The sequence below is a fragment of the Thalassospira profundimaris genome (genome assembly GCF_003326755.1).
GTDB lineage: Bacteria > Pseudomonadota > Alphaproteobacteria > Rhodospirillales > Thalassospiraceae > Thalassospira > Thalassospira profundimaris_B.
In genome coordinates this window covers 385,251-408,559 of record NZ_JPWH01000001.1, presented here as the reverse complement: position 1 = coordinate 408,559, position 23,309 = coordinate 385,251, and the positions used below count along the sequence as shown (strand labels likewise).

The window sequence follows — 23,309 nt, the reverse complement described above, 5'->3', positions numbered from 1 at the left end:
CAATTTGCCAGCCCGTTTGTGGTTGATACCCTTATTGCACATCGGCAAGGGCTGGTAAAAGGCGCGCGATAATGGCAAACGCCGCGTCAACCTGGTCAAACGGGATGGTCAGTGGGGCCAGCAGGCGCACCACATTGGCATATTCACCACTTGGCATTAACAATAGCCCGTTCTGACGGGCCAGTTGCAATAAAGTTTGCAGTCGTTTTGGCGACGGGGCACCCTCCCCATCGACCAGTTCAAAGGCGCGCATGGCCCCAATGCCACGCATCCGCCCAATCACGTCTCCGCCCGGCAGGGTGCGGAGTTTTTCGATATAATCGCAATATCGCTGGCCCAGCGCATTGGCGCGCGCCAGAATATCATCATTGGCAAAGGCCTTAAAAACGCCCTGTGCTGCCGCACAGGCCACTGGATTACCGGAATAGGTTCCACCAAGGCCGCCCGGGGCCATCGCACTCATCACGTCATCCGCCCCGGTCAGGGCCGCAAGGGGAAAGCCCCCGCCAATACCCTTGCCCATCACCACAATATCGGGGCAAACACCGGCATGTTCGATGGCAAACATTTTGCCCGTACGGCCAAAGCCGGACTGGATTTCATCGGCAATCAACATCATGCCATGCTGGTCACAAAGCTGGCGGAGCGCATTCATGAAGGCGGGTGAACAGGATCGAAACCCGCCCTCGCCCTGAACCGGCTCGATCACCACAGCAGCAAATGATTGCGGTTCGGCAACAATTTTGAAAAGGCGATCAATCGCAGCCAAAGCATCCGCATCGGACACACCCGATTCCGGGCAAGGGTACGGGATGTGATGCACCGTGCCTGGCATCGCCCCCAGCCCCGCCTTATAGGGGGCGACCTTGCCGGTCAGTGACAGGGTTGCCATTGTCCGGCCATGAAACCCGCCATCAAAGGCGAACACGGCACTGCGCCCGGTAAAGGCACGCGCCAGTTTCAGGGCGTTTTCCATCGCTTCGGCCCCGGAATTGGTCAGCATCGATTTTGCCGGGCCTTCGATCGGGCAATGTTGTGCCAGCCAGTCCGTTACCGCGATATAGGGTTCATGCGGCAGGGCGTTAAAACAGCTATGGGTAAAACGCGCCAGTTGCGCGGTCACTTCGGCCATTACGGCCGGGTGGCGGTGGCCCAATGTCAGCACCCCAATGCCGCCAACAAAATCCAGGTAATGTTTGCCGTCACAATCCCAGACCTCGGCATTTTCACCACGATCCAGATAGATCGGATGCACCGTGCGGATCCCCGATGAAACAGACTGTTTCTGACGGGTGCTCAGGCTGCTGGTGGCGGAAATATCATCACGGGGCATGGGGCGTGTTCCGGTTTCAAAGGGTAAAGCCGGGCCTGCCTTGCAACAGTAGCGCACCGAGATGCAAGGCAGAGAATGGCTGTTTCACTGGGGTTTCAGTTATTGTTTTAATATCGAAATATTAAATGACATTCAGTTCGCGCACCGGCGCATTATCGCGGATGCGTTCATAGCCAAAGACGGATAAATCCAGCGTTTGATAGCGCCCGGTTGCCACCAGTTCAGACAGGCCCCGACCCACCGCCGGGCTTTGTTGCAGGCCGTGACCCGAAAAACCATTGGCAAACAGGAAATTGCCCAGTTCGGAATGCGGGCCGACAATGGCGTTTTGATCCAACAGGTTATAGGCATAATGCCCGGCCCAGGCATTCACGACCTTGACCGCCTCGAACCGTTCACAACGTTGATAGAGGCCCGGCCAGATGATTTCGTCAAACAGGCCATGATCAACATCGAAATCCCAGCATTCGTTATCCCGGTCCGCAGGCGGCTGAATGCCGGTGATGAAATAGTCACCTTCCGGGCGGAAATAAAGCCCGCTGGGGTCAATCAGCATCGGGCAGGATGCCAGAATGTCGCGGGCATCGCGGCAGTCGAACACGAAAATGCAGCGTTTGCGCGGCTCGACCGGAATATCCAGCCCCGCCATGCGGGCGACCTTCGTTGCGCCCGTTCCGGCGGCATTAATAATCGTATCGCAGCTAAACTGACGGCCATCGGCCAGGGTTACACCCGTTACCCGGTCGCCATCACGGGCAATGGCGGTGACTTCGCCATCGATCACATGCGCACCCCGATTTTTGGCCTGACGGCGGAAGATCTGTAGCAGGGAATAGGCATCAAACCAGCCCTCGCCGGTGCGGCCCCAGCACCCTGCCGCCAGATCATCCACATTCATCCAGGGATATTTTGCCTTAAGCTGATCGGGCTCCATCCAGACGATATCGGCATGGTGGGCAAGCTGGGTTTGATGATTGCTGTGTAAAATATCGCGGCCATCCGCCGTTGCCAGCACCAGATAGCCCTTTTCGTGCAGGGCAATATCGGCATCCGGGTCCACATCGCGCTTCAGGTTGCGCAAAAATTCAATGCCATAACCCGACATTTCAATATTGATCGGGGTGGAAAACTGCTGACGGATCGAGGCCGCTGAAAGTGCTGTCGAACAGAATTCGTAACTTGAATCCTTTTCGATCACCAAAACGCGACCCTGAAAATCGCTGCGCCCCAAAAGGTGCCACGCCGCCGAGCACCCGACAACGCCACCACCCACGACAATGACATCGTAAAAATCGCCTGACACACCCATAAAAGTCAACTTCCCGATATTAAAACGAACCCGAAATGAACAAGTGTTCCTGCGGGCTGGATTGAGTTTATTGTTATATCCCCACCCTTGGCGGAGCCGCAGCCAAAGGCTGCTGAAACTTTCGACCCGAAAAGCGGACTTGCTTCGCAAAAAACCTGGCATGTCATGATGTTTTGTGGGGCAAAACCGCAGATCCCGCAGGATACTGCCCTTTCATGACAGAGGCGACACCCACCAAAAAAATATGACAGACCGCAGGTCATATCCTTCCATTTTGTCGCCGTCAAAGCCGTTCGTTTTTTTTGCGCGGGTGGCGCGAGGGCGCTTTCCGGGCCGTTCACACGCTAGGACTTGGCGGGGCTTATCGCAAACGATATATTGGCACCATATCATTCCGTTTTGGAATGAACTTTTCGCAAAGGAAGCCCACCTATGCGCCGCGTTTTACCCTCGCTTACCGCCCTTCAGTTTTTCGAGGCATCGGCCCGCCATCTTAGTTTTACCAAGGCCGCACAAGAACTTAACGTGACACAAAGCGCGATCAGCCGACAGGTCCGTGCCCTGGAGGAATATCTGGGTCGCGACCTGTTTCGACGTATTCGCCAGCGTCTTAAACTGACCCCGGCGGGGGATGCCTATGCTGCCCAGGTACGCGACCTTCTGGACCGGGCCGAGGCCGCCACCTTGCAGGTGATGGCCTATAGCGGTGAAGGCGGGATGCTCAATGTGGGCACCCTGCCCACCTTTGGCGCGCGCTGGCTCGTCCCCCGGCTGGGCGATTTTCGCACCGCCTGGCCTGATATTCAGCTTAACCTGATCACGCAAATCCGCCCGTTTGATTTTGCCGAGGAAGCGATTGATATCGCCATTCATTTTGGCGAGGCAAACTGGCCGGGCTGTGTATTTCACCGGCTGATGGGCGAAACCCTGATCCCGGTTTGCGCCCCCAAACTGTTGCGCGACAATGATGATTTACCCATTGCACGCGAACGCATTCGTAATTGCATTCTGTTGCAACATGCCACCCGCCCCACTGCCTGGCAGGACTGGTTAACAGCAGCCGGTGTGCCCGCCGTTGATGATCTTGCCGGTCCAAGATTCGAGCATTTCCACATGGTCATTCAGGCAGCCGTTGCCGGGCTGGGCCTGGCCCTGATGCCGGAATTCCTGGTGCGCGAGGAACTGGATAACGGCCGCCTGCTTGCCCCGTTTGATTTAAGCATCCCCAGCCAGCACGCCTATTACGTGGTTTACCCCGAAGAAAAGGAAAACACCTTTGCCGTGCGCGCCTTTCGCGACTGGCTGCTGGTTGCCAGCGGGAACCCGCCAATTGGCACGACTGAGGTGGCCCATCGTGCCCAAACAGGCTGAAAGCCGTTTTTAATTGCACCATTCCGCTCCCACCCCTAAAATTTTGCGACCCGACAACCACATAGAACAAACCGGGCGGGACGATTGCGTAATCGGGGTAGCACAAAAGGGGATGACTTTGTCGGTCGTGGAGAACCACCTGTCGCCGTTTCACATTGAAACCGAAGACTTCACCAAATTTCAGCGCATTTCAGATGTAATCTTTGCCCCGATGGCACAGCGGGCAAAGCAGTTTTACCAAATCATTGAAAGCCTGCCAGGCACCAGGGCCGACAGGGACGAGATGGCAAAGCTGATCCCGCTGCTTGAAGCACACTGGACACAGCTTTTCAGGGGCAAGGCTGACCGCAAATTTACGGATCAGGCCGCAGAACTGGCAACCCTGCACGCGCGCGCCCACATTTCACCACCCCACATCATCACGGCCCTTGCCAGCGTTCAACACAGTCTGACCACGGCAATTTTTGGCCGGTTTCGCTGGAATGTCGGCCAGGCGGGGGAGCTGGTGGCCCTGGCAAATGCCGCCCTGATGTTTGATCTGACCCTGTTGCTGGAACGCCCGGAAAGCCAGCGCCAAAGCAGCACGCAACCGGCCGACGGCCACCACACTGCCCTGTCAGAAACCCGGTTCGCCGACAAACTGCTGGACCGCACGATGGATATGTCGGTTGCGATCAATACCGGGGTGATTTCCAACGCCAAAATGATGCGTGGCCTGCAAAAGGTGGATGAACGCGCACGCTCCATTTCCAGCGCGGTCGATGAAATGGTGGCAGGCATTAACAGCATCAATGAAAACAGCACCATTGCCGCAACCAATGCCGCCGAAGCCATTACTGCCACCCGCAATGGACAACAAACCGTGTCAAACGCGGTTGCCGGAATGAACGAAATCGCCACTGCGGTTTCCGATGCCTCGCACCGGGTTGGCATTTTGGCCGAAGCCTCCGAACGGATTGGCGAGATTGTCCAATCCATCGAAGATATTGCCAGTCAGACCAACCTTTTGGCCCTGAACGCCACCATCGAGGCCGCGCGCGCCGGTGAAGCAGGCAAGGGCTTTGCCGTGGTCGCAGGCGAGGTCAAATCACTTAGCCAGCAAACCGCCCGCGCGACCGAGGAAATTCGCCAGCGTATTGGCAATTTGCAGGAAGAAATGCGCCATATCGTTGATGCGATGGCACGCGGCACCGATGCCGTCACCAACGGGCAGCAGGTGATTGGCGAGGTTTCAACCCGAATCGAGGATATCGGCGATAAAATGGCGGATTCCACCCGCCGGATTGAAGATATTTCGCAAATTCTGGCCGAACAAACCCGCTCTGCCGATGCCGTACAAACCGGCATTGCCAATATTGCCGATCAAACCGGCAATCAGGTTAGTGCCATTCGCAGCATCATTGATGTGATCGGCAATGTCGAAAAGCTGATTAACGTGCAAATCAGCGAACTGGTGCAATATGACATTCCCAACCGCACCATCCGCAGTGCCAAGGCCGACCATTCCGCCTATTGCAAACAGGTTGCCGAAATATTGGCGGGGCTTGCCGAGCAACATGACAACAGCATGACCAGCCCCGGCACCTGCCGGTTTGGCAAATGGTACGATAGCCCGGCATCCGAACCCTTCCGCCATCTTCCGGCCTTCAAGGCGGTATTGACCCCGCATCGGGCCATGCACGAAGAGGGCGCGGCGGCCCTGGCCGCATGGCGCAAAAACGACATGGTCGAAGCACAGGCCCATTTTGCCAAAATGGAAAAGGCCACCGCCGAAACGCTGGATAAACTGGGCGATCTCGCAGCCGAAGGACGCAGTGTTATCCAGCCCTGAAGCTTTTCCGGGACAGGGCGGCGTCCCCTTCACGGCCATCAGCTTCCGCTGCCTGTTGCGTTTGAACGGCGATGTCGCCGACCAGAATGGGCGACGCGCCGCCTGGGTCGGGCACGGCCCGTATCGGGCTTTCAAAAAGCTCGCTTAACAGCGCCGGTTGCATGACATCCGCCACAGGTCCGCTGGCAAAAACGGCCCCCCGGCGAAGCAAAACCACCCTGTCGGCATAGCCCGTGACCTGGTTAAAATCATGCAGGATCATCAGCACCCCGACGTGGCGTTGCAGGGCTTCCTGCCGGGCCAATTGCAACAGCGCATGTTGATGGGCGATATCAAGCCCGGCTGTCGGTTCATCAAGCAGTAAAAACCGGCCCTGAGAACCGTGAATTGATGGAATCTCCCTGTCTTTTGTCCATTTATTTCGGTAACGATATATTATACCTGAATGTCGCGACGGCTCCTCCGGCCCCGGATTATCAGGAACCGCCCAAAGCTGCACCAGGGCGCGGGCCAGATGCACGCGCTGCTTTTCCCCGCCCGACAGCGCAGGATAGGGATGGTCGGCAAGATGGGAAATATCGGCCTGTTCCATTGCCTGATCCACCAGCCGCAGATCAAGCCCGTGGGGCGAGATTTTGCGAAAGGGTGCACGCCCCAGCATCACCACATCGCGCACGGCAAAGGGAAACATCATTGATGCGGCCTGGGGCATCACCGCACGTTCCTGCGCCAGATCCATCGCCGCCATATCGGCAATAATGCGACCATTTTGCATCACACAACCACGCGATGGGGCCAGTTCCCCCGCCAGAACCTTTAACAGGGTGGATTTTCCCGCCCCGTTTGGGCCCATCACGGCCAGCACCTCGCCCGGCTGTATCGATACCGAAACATCCCGCAATAAAGGCCGCCCCTGCACCGCAAAGGACACATTTTGCGCCAAAAGGGTCATATCCGCCGCCTTTTCTTTTCACGCAGCAATAAAAACAGGAAAAACGGCCCGCCAAAAATGCCCATCACCAAGCCAATCGGCAATTCAGCGGGTAATACAATGACCCGCGCCACGGCATCGGCCAGCACCAGCAAAATCGCCCCACACAGGGCCGATGCCGGTAAAACCGTGCGATTATCCGGCCCGCAGACCAACCGCACCAGATGCGGGGCCAACAAGCCGACAAAGGCAATGATCCCGGAAACCGCCACAGCCGCCCCCACCACCAACGCGGTAATAATGGTGGCCCGTTGCTTCAGGGATTCGACCTCAACACCCAAATGGCGGGCTTCGGCCTCGCCCAGTAAAAACAGGTTTAACGGTGTGCCCAATGTCAGCAAATAGCCCGCCCCGGCCAGCATAACCAGCAGGGCGGGCCAATCCGCCTGCCCGCTGCCGGAAACGGAGCCCATTTGCCAGAATGTAAGGCTGCGTAACTGCATGTCATTGGCAAGATAGGTAAAAATCCCCACCCCGGCGATGGCAATGGCATTGATCGCCACCCCGATCAACAACATCAGTGCCGCATCGGTATAGCCCTCCTGACGCGAAAGCGCCCGGATCATCATCGTTGCCAAAACCGCCCCGGCAAAGGCGGCCATTGGCACGCCATAGGGCCCGACCATCGGGTAAAACCGACCCCAAATTTCGGGACCAAAGACAATCATGGCAACCGCACCGCAGGCGGCACTGGCCGACACCCCGATAATGCCCGGATCGGCAATGGGATTGCGAAACAGGCTTTGCATCACCGCCCCGGCAACGCCCAAAACCCCGCCAATCACCACTGCGCGCATAATGCGCGGCAGGCGAAGACTATCGAGGATGCGGGCGGTAAAATCATCCGTGCCAGTGCCGACCAAACCCGTTTTGTGGGCCAGATGGCTGATGATTTTGACACTGTCAATCGATGCGCCACCAATGCCCAGAGAAACCAGCACCACCACCGCCAATATGCCCGCAAGAATCAGCACCGGCAGAACGGAAAACCCGGCATGATGGCCGGGCAGAACAAAAGACCCAAAACGCCGCCCTTGGCCCCGCCTATTGACAGTCCCTGTCATTGGTCGCCTTCAAACTGATGAAGGCGGCTGGCGATTTGGCGAATTTCATCGGCCGATCGCGGGCCAAAACCCAAAATGGTAGAGGCAGAAACGCTTAAAACATGCCCTCTGGCAATCGCAGGATGCAGACCTAAAACCGGGCTGGCCTTTAAACCGGAAATACCGCCAAGCTGATCCAGCGTGCTGGATGTCACCAGCACATAATCAGCCCGATTGGCAGCAATAATTTCGGGCGAGACGGGCTTGAAGCCTTCATATGTCGCCATCGGGTTTTCACCACCCACCAGCTCGATAATTTCGTTGGCCGTGGTATTTTGCCCCGCCGACATCGGCTGTCCATGCCCGACCGACATTAAAAACACGATATTTTCATGGGTGCCTGTCTTCCCCTTTCCGGAATTCTCTGCCCCGGCAAGGGCGTGAATGGCGGTAATGTCGCTTTCAACCTTTTGGCGCAATTTCGCGCCCGCCTCATCCCGGCCAAGGGCGGACGCAACTGTGTCAATCGCTTCGGGCAGGTTTTCGATCCTGTTAAGTGGTGGCAGTAGAACCACAGCAACACCGAGTTCGCGCAGCCGGTCAAGCGCCTCGACCGGGCCGCTTTCGGCTATGGCAATGACCATATCGGGCCGCAGACTGACAATGCCCTCGGCAGCAAGAGTACGCATATAGCCAACCCTGGGCAAAGCCTGCACATCTTCGGGCCAGGTACTGGTCACATCCACCGCCACCACGTTTCCCCCCGCCCCCAGGGCATAAACTATTTCGGTTGCCGGGGCCCCGACGGTAACAATGCGTTGCGGTGATGTTTTCTCCTGCCCGGCATTATTGCCCTGGGCAAAGGCCGGAAAACACAGACCCAGAAACCCGATCAGGGCCGCCACGACCAGTAAATAGGACCGCATCATTTCACCTCCCGACCCGCGACAGACACAGGTGGCAAATTGCCACCCCGGCCAAAATCAAGCCGATCCCGAAGGCAGAAATATGTTTCGGAAAATTTGGCAGGCCGCAAAAATCGGGCTATTAGGGTCATCATCATGGTGTCATTTCCTGGCAGTCATCAAAGGCGGGATCATCCCCACACCTTTTCAGACGAGCCACGGCCCATAATTTCCGAAAAAAAATTTTATTAATTATCATTATCAGGAAATAAATATTCAATTCGATAACGATATGAAAAGCATATCGGGATATTCGCCGATATGTCGCGCCGAACCTGGCAGCAGATCAAACCAGATGCGCAAGTCTGCTGCCAAGCCAGATCAGGCTGGTCAGGCCGATATTTTATCGGGCGATCCCGCCCGCAAACCGGCCAGAAACTGCACGCTCACCACGCCAAACAAAATCAGCAGCGGGATATGCCAGCTTTGCAAAATATCATGCAGGGCACCAAACAAAACCGGCCCGGTCGCAGCCAGCAAATATCCCAAAGACTGGCACATGCCCGACAGTTTGGCCGATGTTTGCGGGTCCGCCCCGCGCATGCCCACCAGCGTCAGGGCAATGCTGATCATGCTGCCCTGGCCCAGCCCAAGGCACATCGCCCACAAATAAGGCATATCGGTGGTGGCAAACACAAAACCGGGAATGCCGATAAAGAGCGGTATGTGCAACACCGTCATGGCAAGTTTTTTATTGGGAATCGCCGAATAAATCAGCGGGGCGAGAAAGGCCGCCGGAATGCCAAAAATATTGAAAACCGTCAGAAGGGTCGCTGCCTCGGCCTCGGACATGCCAGAATCAAAGAAGATTTTCGCAACCCAGGCGACACCGGTATAAAACATCATCGACTGGCAGCCAAAAAACAGACTAAGCCACCAGGCTTCGCGGTTGCGCCAAAGCGAAATGCGTGTTGCCGTTCCTTGTGCGTGATGATGATAGCGCAACATCGGCAACCAGCAGACAAAGCCAACAACAGCCACGACCGCCCACAGGCCAAGGGCATAGCGCCAGTCCCCCGCCATGCTATTGCGAATGGGAACCGCGCTAAAGGCGGCAATCGATGCGCCGCTTGACATCACAAAGGTATAAAGGGCCGTCACCAGCGCGACACGGGCCGGGAAACTGCGCCGCACCAGGGAGGGTGTCAGCACATTCATCACCGCAATCGCCGCGCCCAAAACAACCGTGCCCATAACCATAACACCATATTGTCCACTGGCCCGCAGCCCCTGCCCCACCGCCACCAGCGCCAACATCGTGATCAGGGTTGTCTCCAGGCCAAAACGCTGCCCCAAACGGGGGGCGAAAATGGATAACACCCCGAAACAAAGCACGGGAATGGTCGTAAGCAGGCCCAGCTGCGCCCCGGAAAGCTGAAGGTCAAGCCCGACCCTTTCGGCCAGTGGCCCCATAACCACAATGCTGCCCCGCATGTTGAAAGCCAGCAGCAACAAAGCTGCCAAAAAACCAAGATGCGGCCATAACCGGCGAAAGCCGCGTTCGGCCGGGTCGCTGGCATTTGATGCCGTATCACCCGTTTCATCCCGGGGCGTATCAGTTGCGGCGGTCACGGGCGGCTCGAGGGCATGTGTATCAGGCATTTTTATAAAATCCATTCGTCCGGCGACGCATGATTAACCGCAAAAGGCCATCGTCACACAACAGAAAAACAGCAGGAAAAGCACCCGCGCCAAAGACCGGACCAACATCAAAACCGGCCCTTGTTGCCGGTTGTTACCCCATCAAAACAGGCATGATGGACAAGAAAACCCGCACCGCAATAACCAGAAACAGAATGGCAATCAACCGTTCAATCATGCCGGAATTACGTTGCAACCACGGCAATACCGCCCCGTGGGACAACCCGATTGCCACCAGACAATACCAGATACAGTCAATACCCGCTGCGGTTACGGCCAGCCAGATTTTCGCCGTCCAGCTTGCATCGGCGGAAACAAACTGGCTAAACAGCGCCAGAAAAAACAGTGCAATTTTCGGATTGAGAAAAGCAATCATGAAACCGTCGCGCGCGGCATGGCCGATAGTATCGGACGTCGCACGCGTGGAGCCTTCGGCGGCAAACCGCGCCCCCCTGCCCGCTCCGCGCCACGCCTTAAGGGCAAGCCAGGCCAAATAAAGTGCGCCCAAAATGCTGACCGCTTCGCGAAATACCGGCATGGTCTGGAACAAAACGCCCAAACCCGCCATCGTCATCACCGCGTAAAAGCCAATGCCCGCCCCGTGTGCCAGCGCACAGGCAAATCCCGCCTGCCGGGACTGCCCGACAGAATGGCGCAAAACCACGGCAAGGCTGGGCCCCGGCGTCATCGCCCCCAAAATGCAAATGGTCGCAACAGACAACCACGCTGCGAATGTCATAACGTTTCCCCGGTATTCTTGGTGTTTTAAGTCTCAAACCAGAAAGCTATCTGCCCGGGCAACGTGTTTCAACGCAAATGACCCCCGTCAGATGTATAGGACCTTTCCACGCAACAAACAGACATAACCTGATCACGACCTGATCGTACTGCCCGCCGTCAACCACGTTTCTCCGCCGTGTATGAAGCTCGATCCCGGGCACATTTTGGCAAGATACGTTTTTTGATCCCCGGCAAAACACCACAAATCGTTCTGGAAAATGACGCAACACCCCCTCCCTGACACCAGCCAACGGTTCAGCAGCTTTACCCCCTGATTGCGCCAGAAACCGGATCCGCCCCCTCAAAAACCCGGATTTCGCGCCATAATTCGCCCTAACTGTGCCCCATCACCTCCACAAATGCCGTTCAGACTTTCAACCGTACAGAACTGTGGGGTGACATTTCAAAACGCTCACGTCATGCGGCCCGATCCGGCAGCGTTCGGATGCCCGCGACACCCGTTAGCCGGTAATTTGTGATCTGGCTGTCAGGACAAACATGACATGAGAGACGCCAACCGGTTTTGGGCAGCCTGATCCAAACAAAGCTGATGTAAACCGCATAGAGGCAAAGAGCCTTGGAAATGATCCCGTTGTCGAGCAAGGAAAACCCGGAAATGGCAAAGAACAAAATTCGTTTCGCAATTGGAATTTTTGCATTGGGTATGGGCGGTATTGTTGCCGCCCCGGCCAAAGCCGACCCGCCCTCATGGGCACCGGCACATGGCGCACGCGCCAAACAGGGTAATGGCGATCACTTCAACAAGGGGCACAATTTCGGATCTGACGGTTATGGTGATCTGTTTTTGCCCAATGGCAATGACCTGCAATGCAATCGCGATGTCGTTGGAACGATTGTCGGCGGTATTGCCGGGGGCGCAGCCGGATCAACAATCGGCAAGGGCGATGGCAAACTCCTGGCAACAATTGGCGGGGCGATTTTCGGCATGCTGGCGGGCAATGCCATCGGTTCGGGCATGGATGCGACCGATTCGGCCTGTGGCGGCTATGCGCTGGACCGTCTTCCCGATGGTCAGACCGCGATCTGGACCAATCCCGACTCGAAACAGCAATATGGCATTACCCCGGTCAAAACCTTCAAAAATGAAGAGGACCAATATTGCCGCGAATATAGCGCATCCGTGAAAATTGATGGCGCACAGCAGAAAACCTTTGGCACGGCCTGCCTGCAACCCGATGGCTCGTGGCGCATCCTTTCGTAAATTTTCACCCTGGAAGCACGTCAAAAACAGAAAATCGGAAGGCAAAAAATACTGCAACCCCGCTATATCGATGCGTCACAGACGAAAATTTCCCTAATCAATCAACGTGATAATAGCAATTTGGTGACTTTGAAGTAAAACAATTTACCTTTACGTCACTTTGGGCTACATTACGGAAATAAGAAGACAAAAACAAAATCAACAATTCCAGGGAGGATTTCGTGGATAGCAGCATCCTCGAAGCCGTAGAAGCCAGACTGCCGCAATTGCGTGGTCTGAATGCCGTTGTCGCTTTTGATTGCGGCAATGATGGCAGCATCGTTATTGATGCCACCGGACCGGAACCGGAAATAAGCGACGAAAACCCGTCAGATGCGGACTGCATTCTGAAAATCTCCCAGGCAAACTTGCAAAAACTGATCGCTGGCAAACTCGATCCCATGCTCGCTTTTACACTGGGCAAGCTCAAGGTAAAGGGATCAATGGGAATCGCAGCCAAGCTTTCATCACGGCTTGACTGACAACAGACGTTCAATTTTCGGGATCGGGGGATTTCGGATGCCAAAATCGACACTGCGAAGAATTTCGCTTGCACTATCAACCTTGGGTTTATTTTCCCTGTGCGCATCACAGGCAATGGCCGACCAGACACTGAATTACAAGGTGTTCAAGGACGGCGAACCGATCGGAACAGAACAGGTCATCCTGAGCGATACCAGCGACGGGCAGACCGCGCATATCATTACCGAAACCTCGGTACAGGTCCTGTTTCTCAAATTCCATTATCACCATGACCGAACCGAAACCTGGAATGGGGATAATCTGGTATCGGTCAAGGCCGAAACCGATGATGATGGCACCCCCTATCAATGGCTGGCCGAATATGAAGGCAAATGCTTTGAAGTTGCCGGCAAGGGGGTCCCCAGACGCGAACAATGTGACGGAGCCTGGCCTCTGACATTGTGGCGCGAAGACGTAACCAGCAAAACCAGCCTCTATAGCGTCATTGACGCCGCGCCTTACAAGGTGTCGGTCGCCAAAACCGTCGATGACAGCCTTGAAATCGACGGCAAAACCGTTCCGGCCACCCATTATGTGATGACCGGGGATGTTACCCGTGACCTTTGGTACGACCAAAACGGCAAGCTGCTTAAAACCAGCTTCAAGAAAAAGGGCTATGACATCGATTTTATCAGGGTCGATGCCAATTAAGGCCAAAAACCGGGCAAAAGCCTGCATTCACAGTTCGTTTCTAGGGAGAAACAAATGAAAAAGACGTTGAACAAGGCCGGCCTCGGCGCGGCAGTTTCGGCAACCGCCTTCATGGCCGCACTGGCGATGGGCGGGCAGGCCCAGGCATCTGGCTTCCAGCTTCGCGAAGTCAGTGGCAGCCTTCAGGGATCGGCTATGGCGGGCATGTCCACCGAAACAGATGATGCCTCGGAAATTTTCTTTAACCCCGGCAATGTCGGCCAGTTCCGCAACTCCACCTATTCCGCCGGTGCCAGCCTTGTCATGCCCAATGTAAAGCTCAAAAGTGGCAGCTTTACCGCCCAAGGCACAGCACCTGCTGCATCAAGTGTATCAAACGCCACCTATGGCGATATGGGGCAGGACGCACTACCGACAAACTCAATCTTGGTTTGTCGCTGACCACCCCCTGGGGGCTGGTGACAGACTATGAAAGTGACTTTGCCGGTCGCTTCTATGGCACGACATCGGCCATCAAAACCGCCAGCGTCAAACCGGTCCTGGCCTATCGTTTCGATAACGGCCTTGCCATCGGCGGTGGTGCCCAAATTCAGTATATGGATGCCCGTCTTGCCAAGGCCGTTGGCTTTGGTGCTGGCGAAGGCAATGCCGATGTGACCGGTGATGACCTTGCAGCTGGCTGGACGGCCGGGTTGAACTGAGAATTGCCAACCGGTACCCGCATCGGGGCGTCTTATGTATCGGAAATCACCCATCACCTGAAAGGGGACATCAAGTTTGACAGTGCCGCCGAAGCCGGCGGGTATCGTGATCAGACAGCCTCGGCGGAAGTCACCACGCCTGAATATGTCACCTTTGGCATTTCCCAGGATCTTGATGAAAAATGGACCGTCATGGCGGATGGTCAATGGACGAACTGGAATTCGATTAACGTACTGCGCTTTAATTACGGTGGGGACACCAACGTAAACTTCCCAGGCAACAACAACTCCTCAGAAGATGTGTATAATTGGAGCAGTTCCTGGTTTTTCTCGCTCGGGGCCAAATACCGGTATGACGAAAACTGGACCTTCCGCGGCGGTGTTGCTTACGATGAAACACCGATTTCGGATGAATACCGTTCCGTCCGTATTCCGGATTCAAACCGGTACTGGCTGTCACTCGGCGCGTCCTACAAGGTTGCCGACTGGGCCGATGTAAGCCTGGGTTACACCCACATCTTTGCCCACAATGCGACGGTCAACCATAGTGACCCGACTATAGGTACCTTCCAGGGCGACTACGAATCCAAAGTAGATATCATCGCCCTGCAAGCGAAGTTCCAGTTCTGATCCTATATATACCGGTACGGTCGTTTCCGCGTGGGGCGCACCGTACCGGCTTTTCCCTGCCCCGAAAGTGACGTTAACGTAATGGAGTTAACGCAAATGATTCAAATGAACGTCCAACAAGCCACCGCCGCCGCGCCGGGTGTTGATATGGTAACACCCCTTAAACCGCGTCGGGTCCATGACATTTTTGATGAATCCGCCCGGAAATATGGCAATCGGCCCTGCATCGATTTTCTCGGCCGGATATATGACTATGACGAAATCTCCCAGCAAGTCGACAAGGTGGCCGAAGGATTTCACCAGCTTGGTGTCCGCAAAGGGGACAAGGTGGGACTGTGCCTGCCCAACACCCCGTATTACGTGGTTTGTTACTATGCCGTATTGAAATGCGGTGGCGTGGTTGTCAATTTTAACCCGCTTTATGCCAAACGTGAAATCGCCTTTCAGATCAATGATGCCGGTGTACGGATCATGGTCACGCTGAATTTGAAACAGATTTACCCCAAAGTCGCGGACTGCCTGGACGAAACAAGCCTGCGCCGCATTGTCGTTTGTGAAATGAGCGACATTCTACCACCGGTGAAAAGCGTTCTGTTTTCCCTGTTCAAACGCAGCGAGCTGGCCGATGTGCCGCATGATTTGCGCAATATCCCCTATTCGCGCCTTGCCAATTGCCCGCCCCTGCAAAAACCCTGTGAAACCAGCCCGGATGATCTGGCGGTTTTGCAGTATACCGGCGGTACCACGGGTCGCCCCAAAGGGGCCATGCTGACCCACGCCAATTTAAGCGCCAATGTCGAACAGCTTACCCGCTGGATGCCCAGTGCCAAACCGGGACAGGAAGTTACCCTGTGCGTTTTGCCGTTTTTCCATGTCTTTGCCATGACCGTGGCCATGAACACGTCGATCAATCTGGGGGCGGAACTGGTCCTGCAACCGCGATTCGAGCTCGAAGCCCTGCTAAAGGCGCTGGAAAAAAAGAAAGTCACCATCTTCCCCGGTGTGCCGACCATTTACACCGCCATTAACAATTCCTTCGAAACCGTAAAATACAACCTGTCATCGATTCGCTGCTGTATTTCCGGCGGTGCCCCCCTACCCGTCGAGGTCAAACACCAGTTCGAGGATCTAACCGGTGCCAAACTGGTGGAAGGATATGGCCTGTCCGAAGCCAGCCCAGTTTGCACATGCAACCCGATGGAGGGTGAAAATCGCGAGGGATCGATCGGTATTCCCATGCCCGGATGCGAAATTGACATCCGCTCGCTTGAAGATCGCAGCCGTTCGATGCCCGATGGCGAAAAAGGCGAATTGTTTGTGCGTGGCCCGCAAGTGATGACCGGATACTGGCAAAACCCGGACGAAACAGCGGCCTGCCTGAACGACGGCTGGCTGGCGACGGGCGATGTTGGCTATCGGGACAAGGACGGTTATCTGTTTTTGGTCGACAGGCTAAAAGATGTGATCATGTGTGGCGGATATAACGTGTATCCTCGTGCCATCGAGGAAGCCCTTTATCTGCATCCCGATATTGCCGAAGTCACGGTAATCGGCGTGCCCGATTCCTATCGCGGCCAGGCACCCAAAGCATTTGTTCGCCTGAAAGATACTGCCAAAGACAAAGCCATAACATCCGATACCCTGCGCAGCTTTCTCGAAGACAAAATTTCACGCATCGAAATGCCGCGCGAGATCGAATTACGTGATGAATTGCCCAAAACGATGGTCGGTAAATTGTCAAAAAAGGAATTGATCGACGAAGAACGGCTTAAATCGTCGACCCGTCCGCAATGAATGGACGGAAGCATGAACCGTGACATAAAAAACAAATCAATATGACGTTAACGTAAACTTGTTGACGTATAGATAAAATAATGTACCAATAGGGCCATAAAATGCCGAACTCAGACAACCGAATCTACACCGTTCCCGAACTGGCCAGGGATTTGGGCGTCACACCGCGAACCATCCGGTTCTATGAGCAAAAAGGGCTGGTATCGCCGCAACGTGCTGGCAGCACCCGGATTTATACAAAAGCAGACCGGGCCAGAATGCTGATCATTTTGCGGGGCAAGCGACTGGGGTTTTCGCTGCGCGAGATTGCAGATTATCTGGATCTTTACGCAGCAGACCCAACGCAAAGCGAACAGATCCGGATGCTTTTGGGACAGGTACGCCATCGGATAAAGGATTTGACCGAACAGCGCCAGGCGCTGGATGTCACCCTCGAAGAATTACGCGACATCGAACAGCAATCGATTGATGCACTGAAAGAAAAAGGACTCGATCCGGATACGGAATGAAAACCGACGGATTCGCAGAAACGCTCAGGAAGGAAGATCCGCTATGACCAATGCAGTAATTGCCGGCTATGTCCGGTCCCCCTTCACTCCGGCACGCAAGGGTGCGCTGGCAAAGGTGCGCCCTGATGATCTCGCCGCCCAGGTTGTCAAAGGGCTGGTCGAGCGCACCGGCATTGATCCGAACACCATTGAAGACCTGATTTTGGGCTGTGCCTTTCCCGAAGGCGAACAGGGCCTGAATGTTGCCCGTCTGATCACGTTTCTGGCCGGGTTGCCGCGCTCGGTGGGCGGGGTAACGGTCAACCGGTTCTGCGGGTCTTCCATGCAATCCATTCACCAGGCCGCAGGCGCCATTGCCATTGGCGCCGGGGATGCGTTTATTTGCGCGGGCGTTGAAAGCATGACCCGCGTTCCCATGATGGGCTTTAACCCGATGCCCAACCCCGCCCTGTATAAGGAAATGCCCGAAGCCTATATCGGCATGGGCGATACCGCCGAAAATGTTGCCAAAAAATGGAACCTCTCGCGCGCCGATCAGGAAGCCTTTGCCGTTGAAAGCCACAAACGGGCCGCCAGTGCCCAACAGGCCGGCAAATTTGCCGACGAAATTATTCCCATTAACGGCCCTGATGGTACGGTGGATCAGGATGGCTGTATCCGTGGTGACACCACCGCCGAAGGTCTGGCTGACTTGAAACCGGCCTTTCGGGAAGATGGCGTTGTCACGGCCGGGACGTCCTCGCCGTTAACCGATGGGGCATCGGCGGTTCTGGTCTGTTCCGAAGAATTTGCCAAGGCCAATGGCCTCACCCCGCTTGCGCGCATCAAATCGGTTGCCGTTGATGGCTGCCTGCCCGAGATCATGGGCATTGGCCCGGTCGGTGCCAGCAAAAAGGCCCTGAAACGCGCCGGTATTACGGCTGCTGACCTGGGTGTTGTTGAACTGAACGAAGCCTTTTCCTCGCAGGCGATGGCATCGATTTCCGAACTGGGCCTGGACCCCAAAACCGTTAATATCGATGGCGGTGCCATTGCCATTGGCCACCCGTTAGGGGCAACCGGGGCCCGTATCGTTGGCAAGGCTGCGGCCTTGATGAAACGCGAAGGTGCAAAATACGCCCTGGCATCACAGTGCATTGGTGGCGGCCAGGGAATCGCGACGGTTCTGGAGGCAATGTAATGGCTGAAATCAAACAGGTCGCCGTGATTGGCGCCGGTGTTATGGGGGCATCGATTGCCGCCCATATCGCCAATTCGGGAACGCCGGTTCTGTTGCTTGACATCGTGCCGGAAGGGGCCAAAAGCCGCAATGCGGTGGCCGAGGGCGCGGTGGCAAAAATGCTGAAAACCGACCCGGCCCCCTTTATGAACAAGCGTGCCGCAAAACTGATTACCTGCGGCAATATCGAAGATGACATGGGCAAACTGGCCGATTGCGACTGGATTGTCGAAGCCGTCATCGAACGCCTTGATATTAAACAGAACCTCTATCGCAAGATTGACGAGGTGCGCAAGGCAGGGTCGGTTGTGTCATCGAACACATCGACCATTCCGCTGGCCACCCTGATTGAGGGCATGCCCGCCAGCTTTGCCAGTGATTTCATCATTACCCATTTCTTTAACCCGCCGCGTTATATGCGCCTGCTGGAACTGGTTTCCAGCGGGGAAACCAATGACGGCGTGGTGGATATGGTTGCCGCCTTTGCCGATGAAAAACTGGGTAAAACCTGCGTTGTCTGCCATGACAAGCCCGGTTTCATTGCCAACCGCCTGGGCGTTTACTGGATTCAGGCCGCAATGGTCGAAGCCATGGATGCCAAATTGACCGTCGAAGAAGCCGACAGTGTTATTGGCCGCCCGTTTGGCATTCCCAAAACCGGCGTCTTTGGCCTGATGGATCTGGTTGGGCTGGATTTGATGCCCCATGTACAATCGAGCATGGCCGGTGCCCTGCCGAAATCGGACCCGTTCCATGCCATTTACCGGGAATCGGAGCTGGTTTCCAAACTGATTGCCGATGGCTATACCGGCCGCAAGGGCAAGGGTGGTTTTTACCGTATTAACCGGGCCGATGGGGGCAAGGTCAAGGAATCGGTCAATCTCGAAACGGGTGAATTTTCCAAATCCGAAAAGGCCCGCCTTGAAAGTGTCAAGGCGGCAGGCAAAGACCCGCTTGCCCTGATGCAGCACCCGGACAAGGGCGGCAAATATGGCCGTGCCGTGATGGCAAAGACCCTGGCCTATGCCGCCTTCATTGCCGAGGAAGCCGCACAGAACATCGTCGATGTCGATGATGCCATGAAGCTGGGCTATAACTGGAAAACCGGCCCGTTCGAGCTGATTGACACCATCGGGGTTGATGCCCTGATTGCCATGCTGAAGGAAGACGGCATCGATGTGCCGCCGCTTCTGGAACGCGCGGCAGGCAAAACATTTTACAAGGTCGAAGACGGCACCCTGCATTATCTGGGCTTTGATGGCAGCTATCAGGCTGTTACCCGCCCTGAAGGCGTGTTGCTGCTTGAAGATATCAAGCGCAAATCCGAACGCATTCTGGGCAATGGCTCCGCATCGCTTTGGGATATTGGCGACGGCGTGGTATGCCTTGAAGTCCACACCAAGATGAATGCGCTGGATGGCGAGGTCATGGCGATTATCAAATCGGCCATTCGCACCGTCAAAAAGCAATACAAGGCGCTGGTCATTTACAATGAAGGCAGCAATTTCTCCGCCGGGGCCAATTTGGGCCTGGCACTGTTTGCTGCCAATATTGCCGTCTGGCCGGAAATTGAAAATCTGGTTGAAACCGGGCAGATGACCTACAAGGCCCTGAAATATGCGCCCTTCCCGGTTGTGGCAGCACCCAGCGGCCTGGCATTGGGCGGGGGGTGTGAAATTGTGCTGCATTCCGATGCCGTCCAGGCGCACGGGGAAACCTATATTGGGCTGGTGGAACCCGGCGTGGGCCTGGTCCCGGCCTGGGGCGGATGCAAGGAAATGATCCGCCGCTGGCATGAAAACCCCAAATTCCCCAAGGGGCCAATGGCCGCCAGTGCCAAGGCATTTGAAATCATCAGTGTTGCGACCGTTGCCAAATCCGCCCATGAGGCCAAGGAAAACCTGTTCCTGCGCCCCGATGACGGCATCACCATGAACCGCAACCGCCTGCTGTTTGATGCCAAGAAACGCGCACTGGCAATGGTTGAAGGCTATGAACCACCAGAAGAAATGGTCTATCGCCTGCCCGGCGAAAGCGCGCGGGTAGCCTTTGAAATGGCCGTCGATGGTTTTTACCGCCTTGGCAAAGCCACCGATTATGACCGCGTGGTCGCCGGTGAACTGGCAACCGTTCTGGCGGGCGGTGATACCGATGTCACCGTCGAACTTTCCGAAGACGACATGCTTGAACTGGAACGTGAAAGCTTCATGCGTCTGGCCCGCAACCCCGGCACGCTGGCGCGCATCGAAACGATGCTGCTGACCGGCAAACCGCTGCGGAACTAAAGGACAGAAAAATGGCTGAATTTAAAGCACCCCTGCGCGATATGCGTTTCGTCCTGACCGAGCTGTTTGATTACAACGACATCAACCAGCTTCCCGGTTGCGAGGATTTCACCCCTGACGTGGTTGACGCCGTTCTGGAAGAAGCCGCCAAGGTTTGTGAAGAAGTTCTTTTTCCCATCAATCGCAGTGGCGACGAAGAAGGCTGCCATTGGGATGACAGCGTTGTTACGACACCGAAAGGTTTTAAGGAGGCCTATAAAACCTTTGCCGAAGGCGGCTGGACGGGCATTGCCTGCGATCCCGCCTATGGCGGCCAGGGCGCGCCCAAAACGCTCAATGCCCTGGTCGAGGAAATGATTTGTTCGAGCAACCTGTCCTTTGGCATGTATCCCGGCCTGTCTTACGGGGCTTACGCGGCCCTGCACAGCCATGCCTCGGACGAGCTCAAGGACATTTACCTGCCAAAAATCGTTGAAGGCACCTGGTCGGGTACCATGTGCCTGACAGAGCCGCATTGTGGTACCGACCTTGGCATTATCCGCACCAAGGCCGAGCCGCGTGATGACGGCAGCTATGCCATTACCGGCACCAAAATTTTCATTTCGGCAGGCGAACATGACCTGACGGAAAACATCATTCATCTGGTGTTGGCAAAACTGCCCGATGCGCCCAAGGGCACCAAGGGCATCAGCCTGTTTGTCGTGCCGAAATTCATGGTCAATGAGGATGGCAGCCTGGGTGATCGCAACAGCGTCAAATGCGGTTCGATCGAACATAAAATGGGCATCAAGGCATCGGCCACCTGTGTAATGAACTTTGACGGCGCCATTGGCTGGCTGGTGGGCGAACCACATCAGGGCATGCCCGCCATGTTCACCATGATGAACCAGGAGCGCCTTTCGGTGGGCATTCAGGGCCTGGGTATCGGCGAAGCGGCCTATCAGGGAGCGGCAGCCTATGCCCGCGACCGCCTACAAGGTCGTGCGCTGACCGGCCCCAAATCGCCCAACAAGGAAGCCGACAGCCTGTTGGTTCACCCCGATGTAAGGCGCATGTTGCTGACCCAGCGCGCCTATAACGAAGGCACGCGCGCAATGGGTATTTGGGTGGCGCGTGCCCTTGATACCATGAAGCATCACAACGATGCCAAAGCCCGCGAAGAAGCCGACGAATTTGTGCAATTGATGACGCCCATCGTCAAAGCCCTGTTTACCGACTGGGGATTTGAGACCGCCAATCTTGGTGTGCAGGTTTTTGGCGGGCATGGCTATATCCGTGAATGGGGCATGGAACAATATGTCCGCGATGCCCGGATCGCCCAGATTTACGAAGGCACGAACGGCATTCAGGCCCTGGACCTTGTCGGGCGTAAAATGGGGGCCAAGGCCGGGCGTTACCTGCGCCGGTTCTTCCATCCGGTTCAGGAATATATCGAAACCCATGTCAGCGACGAGGGTTTGGGCGACTTTGTCCAGCCGCTAGCAAAGGCTTTCATGCGCCTGCAACAGGCCACCGCCGAAATTGCCCAGCGCGGCATGAAAAACCCCGATGAAGCCGGGGCCGCCGCAACCGAATATCTGCGCCTGTTTGGCCTGGTGGCGGTTGGTTTCATGTGGGTGCGCATGGCTGAGATCGCGCTTAAAAAACAGGATGATGACAGTGACGGTTTCTATAAGGCCAAGCTGGTAACAGCCCGGTTTTACATGGAACGCATCATGCCGCAATCCGGTGCGCTGTTTTCATCCATCATGGCCGGTTCCAAAACCATGATGGCGATGGACGAAGACGCCTTCTAATTTATATCGGTTTCGCAACTTCCTTTTAAAACCGCCTGTTGGCGGCAAATTCGGGGCAGACGATGAATTTGATCTTTCGCTTGATCCGCATTTTATTTTTGGGGTGGTTGCGGCCGAATATGCACCCGATGGACCCGTCGGCCATTGCCTTTCGCGCCTGGCCGACGGATCTGGACATCAATATCCACATGACCAATTCGCGCTATTTTGCCCTGATGGATCTGGGGCGGACCGAATTGATCCTGCGGAACGGGATTTTCGGGCTGGTGTTAAAGCATAAATGGCAGCCCGTTATTTCGGTATCCACCATACGCTTCAAACGCGCAATCAAGCCCTTTCAACGCTTTCATCTCGAAACACAGGCCCTGTACTGGGATGAACAGGGGTTTTATCTGGAACAGCGATTTGTCGCCGATGGCAAAACCCTGGCACTGGCCGTGGTCAAGGCCGTGTTTATAAGCCGGACTGGCGTTGTCCGCCCGACGGACATTTATAAAAAACTCGGTCTGGACGACCCGTCACCCGAGGTCCCAAGCTGGTTTAGCGGTTGGCCAGATATTGAAAGTGCCATTGAACAACGGTTGGGCGCGATTTAACGCACCGCCCCACCAGAACACGATACTAAAAAAACAAATCCAGAAGGCCGAAACCTGACAATAACAAACGGCCCATTCACC

At 55.6% G+C, this 23,309-nt stretch carries 18 protein-coding genes and 2 pseudogenes; 13 read left to right on the top strand and 7 right to left on the bottom strand.

Features of this window, described 5'->3' with window-relative positions:
- Positions 1-31: 31 nt before the first annotated feature.
- Together TH25_RS01860 and TH25_RS01855 are read right to left on the bottom strand one after the other, a co-directional pair.
- A complete protein-coding gene (locus TH25_RS01860; RefSeq protein WP_114086711.1) occupies positions 32-1,333 on the bottom strand; it encodes an aspartate aminotransferase family protein in 1,302 nt (433 codons plus the stop codon).
- Between the two features lie 121 nt (positions 1,334-1,454).
- Positions 1,455-2,642: an NAD(P)/FAD-dependent oxidoreductase gene (locus TH25_RS01855; protein ID WP_114086710.1), complete on the bottom strand. Its 1,188-nt coding sequence runs from the start codon at positions 2,640-2,642 to the stop codon at positions 1,455-1,457.
- A 432-nt stretch (positions 2,643-3,074) separates the two neighbouring features.
- On the opposite strand from TH25_RS01855, the gene gcvA reads away from it, so the two are divergent.
- Together gcvA and TH25_RS01845 are read left to right on the top strand one after the other, a co-directional pair.
- A complete protein-coding gene (gcvA, locus tag TH25_RS01850) occupies positions 3,075-4,013 on the top strand; it encodes a transcriptional regulator GcvA (RefSeq protein WP_114086709.1) in 939 nt (312 codons plus the stop codon).
- Positions 4,014-4,125: 112 nt separating this feature from the next.
- The gene (locus tag TH25_RS01845; protein WP_114086708.1) at positions 4,126-5,844 is read left to right on the top strand and encodes a methyl-accepting chemotaxis protein; all 1,719 of its coding nucleotides are present in this window, start codon (positions 4,126-4,128) and stop codon (positions 5,842-5,844) included.
- On the opposite strand, the pseudogene TH25_RS01840 reads toward TH25_RS01845, so the two are convergent.
- From TH25_RS01840 to TH25_RS01820, 5 genes and pseudogenes are all read right to left on the bottom strand, one after another.
- Positions 5,831-6,733: pseudogene (locus TH25_RS01840) on the bottom strand (heme ABC transporter ATP-binding protein); the annotation flags it as partial. The gene TH25_RS01845 and the pseudogene TH25_RS01840 overlap by 14 nt on opposite strands.
- 59 nt (positions 6,734-6,792) lie before the next feature.
- Positions 6,793-7,899, bottom strand: coding sequence for a FecCD family ABC transporter permease (locus TH25_RS01835; protein ID WP_114086706.1), 1,107 nt, complete (start codon positions 7,897-7,899; stop codon positions 6,793-6,795).
- Positions 7,896-8,807 carry a heme/hemin ABC transporter substrate-binding protein gene (locus TH25_RS01830; RefSeq protein WP_114086705.1) on the bottom strand — a complete coding sequence of 304 codons (912 nt, stop codon included), beginning with the start codon at positions 8,805-8,807 and terminating at the stop codon, positions 7,896-7,898. The genes TH25_RS01835 and TH25_RS01830 overlap by 4 nt, the downstream gene beginning before the upstream one ends.
- 366 nt (positions 8,808-9,173) lie before the next feature.
- A complete protein-coding gene (locus tag TH25_RS01825; RefSeq protein WP_114086943.1) occupies positions 9,174-10,445 on the bottom strand; it encodes a CynX/NimT family MFS transporter in 1,272 nt (423 codons plus the stop codon).
- Positions 10,446-10,578: 133 nt separating this feature from the next.
- Entirely contained in the window at positions 10,579-11,223 is a 645-nt protein-coding gene (locus TH25_RS01820; RefSeq protein WP_114086704.1) for a LysE family translocator, read from the bottom strand.
- A 624-nt stretch (positions 11,224-11,847) separates the two neighbouring features.
- Between TH25_RS01820 and TH25_RS01815 the strand changes: the two genes are divergently transcribed.
- From TH25_RS01815 to TH25_RS01770, 11 genes and pseudogenes are all read left to right on the top strand, one after another.
- Complete coding sequence (locus TH25_RS01815; protein WP_258548985.1) at positions 11,848-12,486, top strand: glycine zipper 2TM domain-containing protein; 639 nt, start codon at positions 11,848-11,850, stop codon at positions 12,484-12,486.
- A 221-nt stretch (positions 12,487-12,707) separates the two neighbouring features.
- On the top strand, positions 12,708-13,007 hold the full coding sequence (locus TH25_RS01810; RefSeq protein WP_114086703.1) for an SCP2 sterol-binding domain-containing protein: 300 nt from the start codon (positions 12,708-12,710) through the stop codon (positions 13,005-13,007).
- A gap of 115 nt (positions 13,008-13,122) precedes the next feature.
- Positions 13,123-13,698 carry a DUF6134 family protein gene (locus TH25_RS01805; protein WP_309471279.1) on the top strand — a complete coding sequence of 192 codons (576 nt, stop codon included), beginning with the start codon at positions 13,123-13,125 and terminating at the stop codon, positions 13,696-13,698.
- Positions 13,699-13,752: 54 nt separating this feature from the next.
- Positions 13,753-14,139, top strand: a complete 387-nt coding sequence (locus TH25_RS25665; protein ID WP_404969408.1) for an outer membrane protein transport protein — start codon at positions 13,753-13,755, stop codon at positions 14,137-14,139.
- Positions 14,140-14,156: 17 nt separating this feature from the next.
- A pseudogene (locus TH25_RS01800) lies at positions 14,157-15,029 on the top strand (OmpP1/FadL family transporter).
- Between the two features lie 105 nt (positions 15,030-15,134).
- Positions 15,135-16,823 (top strand): long-chain-fatty-acid--CoA ligase, encoded by a 1,689-nt coding sequence (locus tag TH25_RS01795; protein WP_309471278.1) that lies wholly within the window; start codon positions 15,135-15,137, stop codon positions 16,821-16,823.
- Between the two features lie 101 nt (positions 16,824-16,924).
- Positions 16,925-17,332 carry a MerR family transcriptional regulator gene (locus TH25_RS01790; protein ID WP_114086700.1) on the top strand — a complete coding sequence of 136 codons (408 nt, stop codon included), beginning with the start codon at positions 16,925-16,927 and terminating at the stop codon, positions 17,330-17,332.
- A gap of 43 nt (positions 17,333-17,375) precedes the next feature.
- Positions 17,376-18,512, top strand: a complete 1,137-nt coding sequence (locus TH25_RS01785; protein ID WP_114086699.1) for a thiolase family protein — start codon at positions 17,376-17,378, stop codon at positions 18,510-18,512.
- Positions 18,512-20,836 carry a 3-hydroxyacyl-CoA dehydrogenase/enoyl-CoA hydratase family protein gene (locus TH25_RS01780; RefSeq protein ID WP_114086698.1) on the top strand — a complete coding sequence of 775 codons (2,325 nt, stop codon included), beginning with the start codon at positions 18,512-18,514 and terminating at the stop codon, positions 20,834-20,836. The genes TH25_RS01785 and TH25_RS01780 overlap by 1 nt, the downstream gene beginning before the upstream one ends.
- 11 nt (positions 20,837-20,847) lie before the next feature.
- Positions 20,848-22,632 (top strand): acyl-CoA dehydrogenase C-terminal domain-containing protein, encoded by a 1,785-nt coding sequence (locus TH25_RS01775; RefSeq protein WP_114086697.1) that lies wholly within the window; start codon positions 20,848-20,850, stop codon positions 22,630-22,632.
- A gap of 62 nt (positions 22,633-22,694) precedes the next feature.
- Positions 22,695-23,228 (top strand): thioesterase family protein, encoded by a 534-nt coding sequence (locus TH25_RS01770; protein ID WP_114086696.1) that lies wholly within the window; start codon positions 22,695-22,697, stop codon positions 23,226-23,228.
- The last annotated feature ends 81 nt before the right edge of the window (positions 23,229-23,309 follow it).

What these genes read in the sequence shown, in the direction of transcription:
- TH25_RS01825 (WP_114086943.1), bottom strand. Translation starts at nt 10,445, where the DNA reads ATGCCTGATACACATGCCCTCGAGCCGCCCGTGACCGCCGCAACTGAT.
- TH25_RS01855 (WP_114086710.1), bottom strand. Translation starts at nt 2,642, where the DNA reads ATGGGTGTGTCAGGCGATTTTTACGATGTCATTGTCGTGGGTGGTGGC.
- TH25_RS01775 (WP_114086697.1), top strand. Translation starts at nt 20,848, where the DNA reads ATGGCTGAATTTAAAGCACCCCTGCGCGATATGCGTTTCGTCCTGACC.
- TH25_RS01815 (WP_258548985.1), top strand. Translation starts at nt 11,848, where the DNA reads ATGATCCCGTTGTCGAGCAAGGAAAACCCGGAAATGGCAAAGAACAAA.
- TH25_RS01790 (WP_114086700.1), top strand. Translation starts at nt 16,925, where the DNA reads ATGCCGAACTCAGACAACCGAATCTACACCGTTCCCGAACTGGCCAGG.
- TH25_RS01835 (WP_114086706.1), bottom strand. Translation starts at nt 7,899, where the DNA reads ATGACAGGGACTGTCAATAGGCGGGGCCAAGGGCGGCGTTTTGGGTCT.
- TH25_RS01780 (WP_114086698.1), top strand. Translation starts at nt 18,512, where the DNA reads ATGGCTGAAATCAAACAGGTCGCCGTGATTGGCGCCGGTGTTATGGGG.
- TH25_RS01830 (WP_114086705.1), bottom strand. Translation starts at nt 8,807, where the DNA reads ATGATGCGGTCCTATTTACTGGTCGTGGCGGCCCTGATCGGGTTTCTG.
- TH25_RS01805 (WP_309471279.1), top strand. Translation starts at nt 13,123, where the DNA reads ATGGCCGACCAGACACTGAATTACAAGGTGTTCAAGGACGGCGAACCG.
- gcvA (WP_114086709.1), top strand. Translation starts at nt 3,075, where the DNA reads ATGCGCCGCGTTTTACCCTCGCTTACCGCCCTTCAGTTTTTCGAGGCA.
- TH25_RS01785 (WP_114086699.1), top strand. Translation starts at nt 17,376, where the DNA reads ATGACCAATGCAGTAATTGCCGGCTATGTCCGGTCCCCCTTCACTCCG.
- TH25_RS25665 (WP_404969408.1), top strand. Translation starts at nt 13,753, where the DNA reads ATGAAAAAGACGTTGAACAAGGCCGGCCTCGGCGCGGCAGTTTCGGCA.
- TH25_RS01795 (WP_309471278.1), top strand. Translation starts at nt 15,135, where the DNA reads ATGAACGTCCAACAAGCCACCGCCGCCGCGCCGGGTGTTGATATGGTA.
- TH25_RS01820 (WP_114086704.1), bottom strand. Translation starts at nt 11,223, where the DNA reads ATGACATTCGCAGCGTGGTTGTCTGTTGCGACCATTTGCATTTTGGGG.
- TH25_RS01860 (WP_114086711.1), bottom strand. Translation starts at nt 1,333, where the DNA reads ATGCCCCGTGATGATATTTCCGCCACCAGCAGCCTGAGCACCCGTCAG.
- TH25_RS01770 (WP_114086696.1), top strand. Translation starts at nt 22,695, where the DNA reads ATGAATTTGATCTTTCGCTTGATCCGCATTTTATTTTTGGGGTGGTTG.
- TH25_RS01845 (WP_114086708.1), top strand. Translation starts at nt 4,126, where the DNA reads ATGACTTTGTCGGTCGTGGAGAACCACCTGTCGCCGTTTCACATTGAA.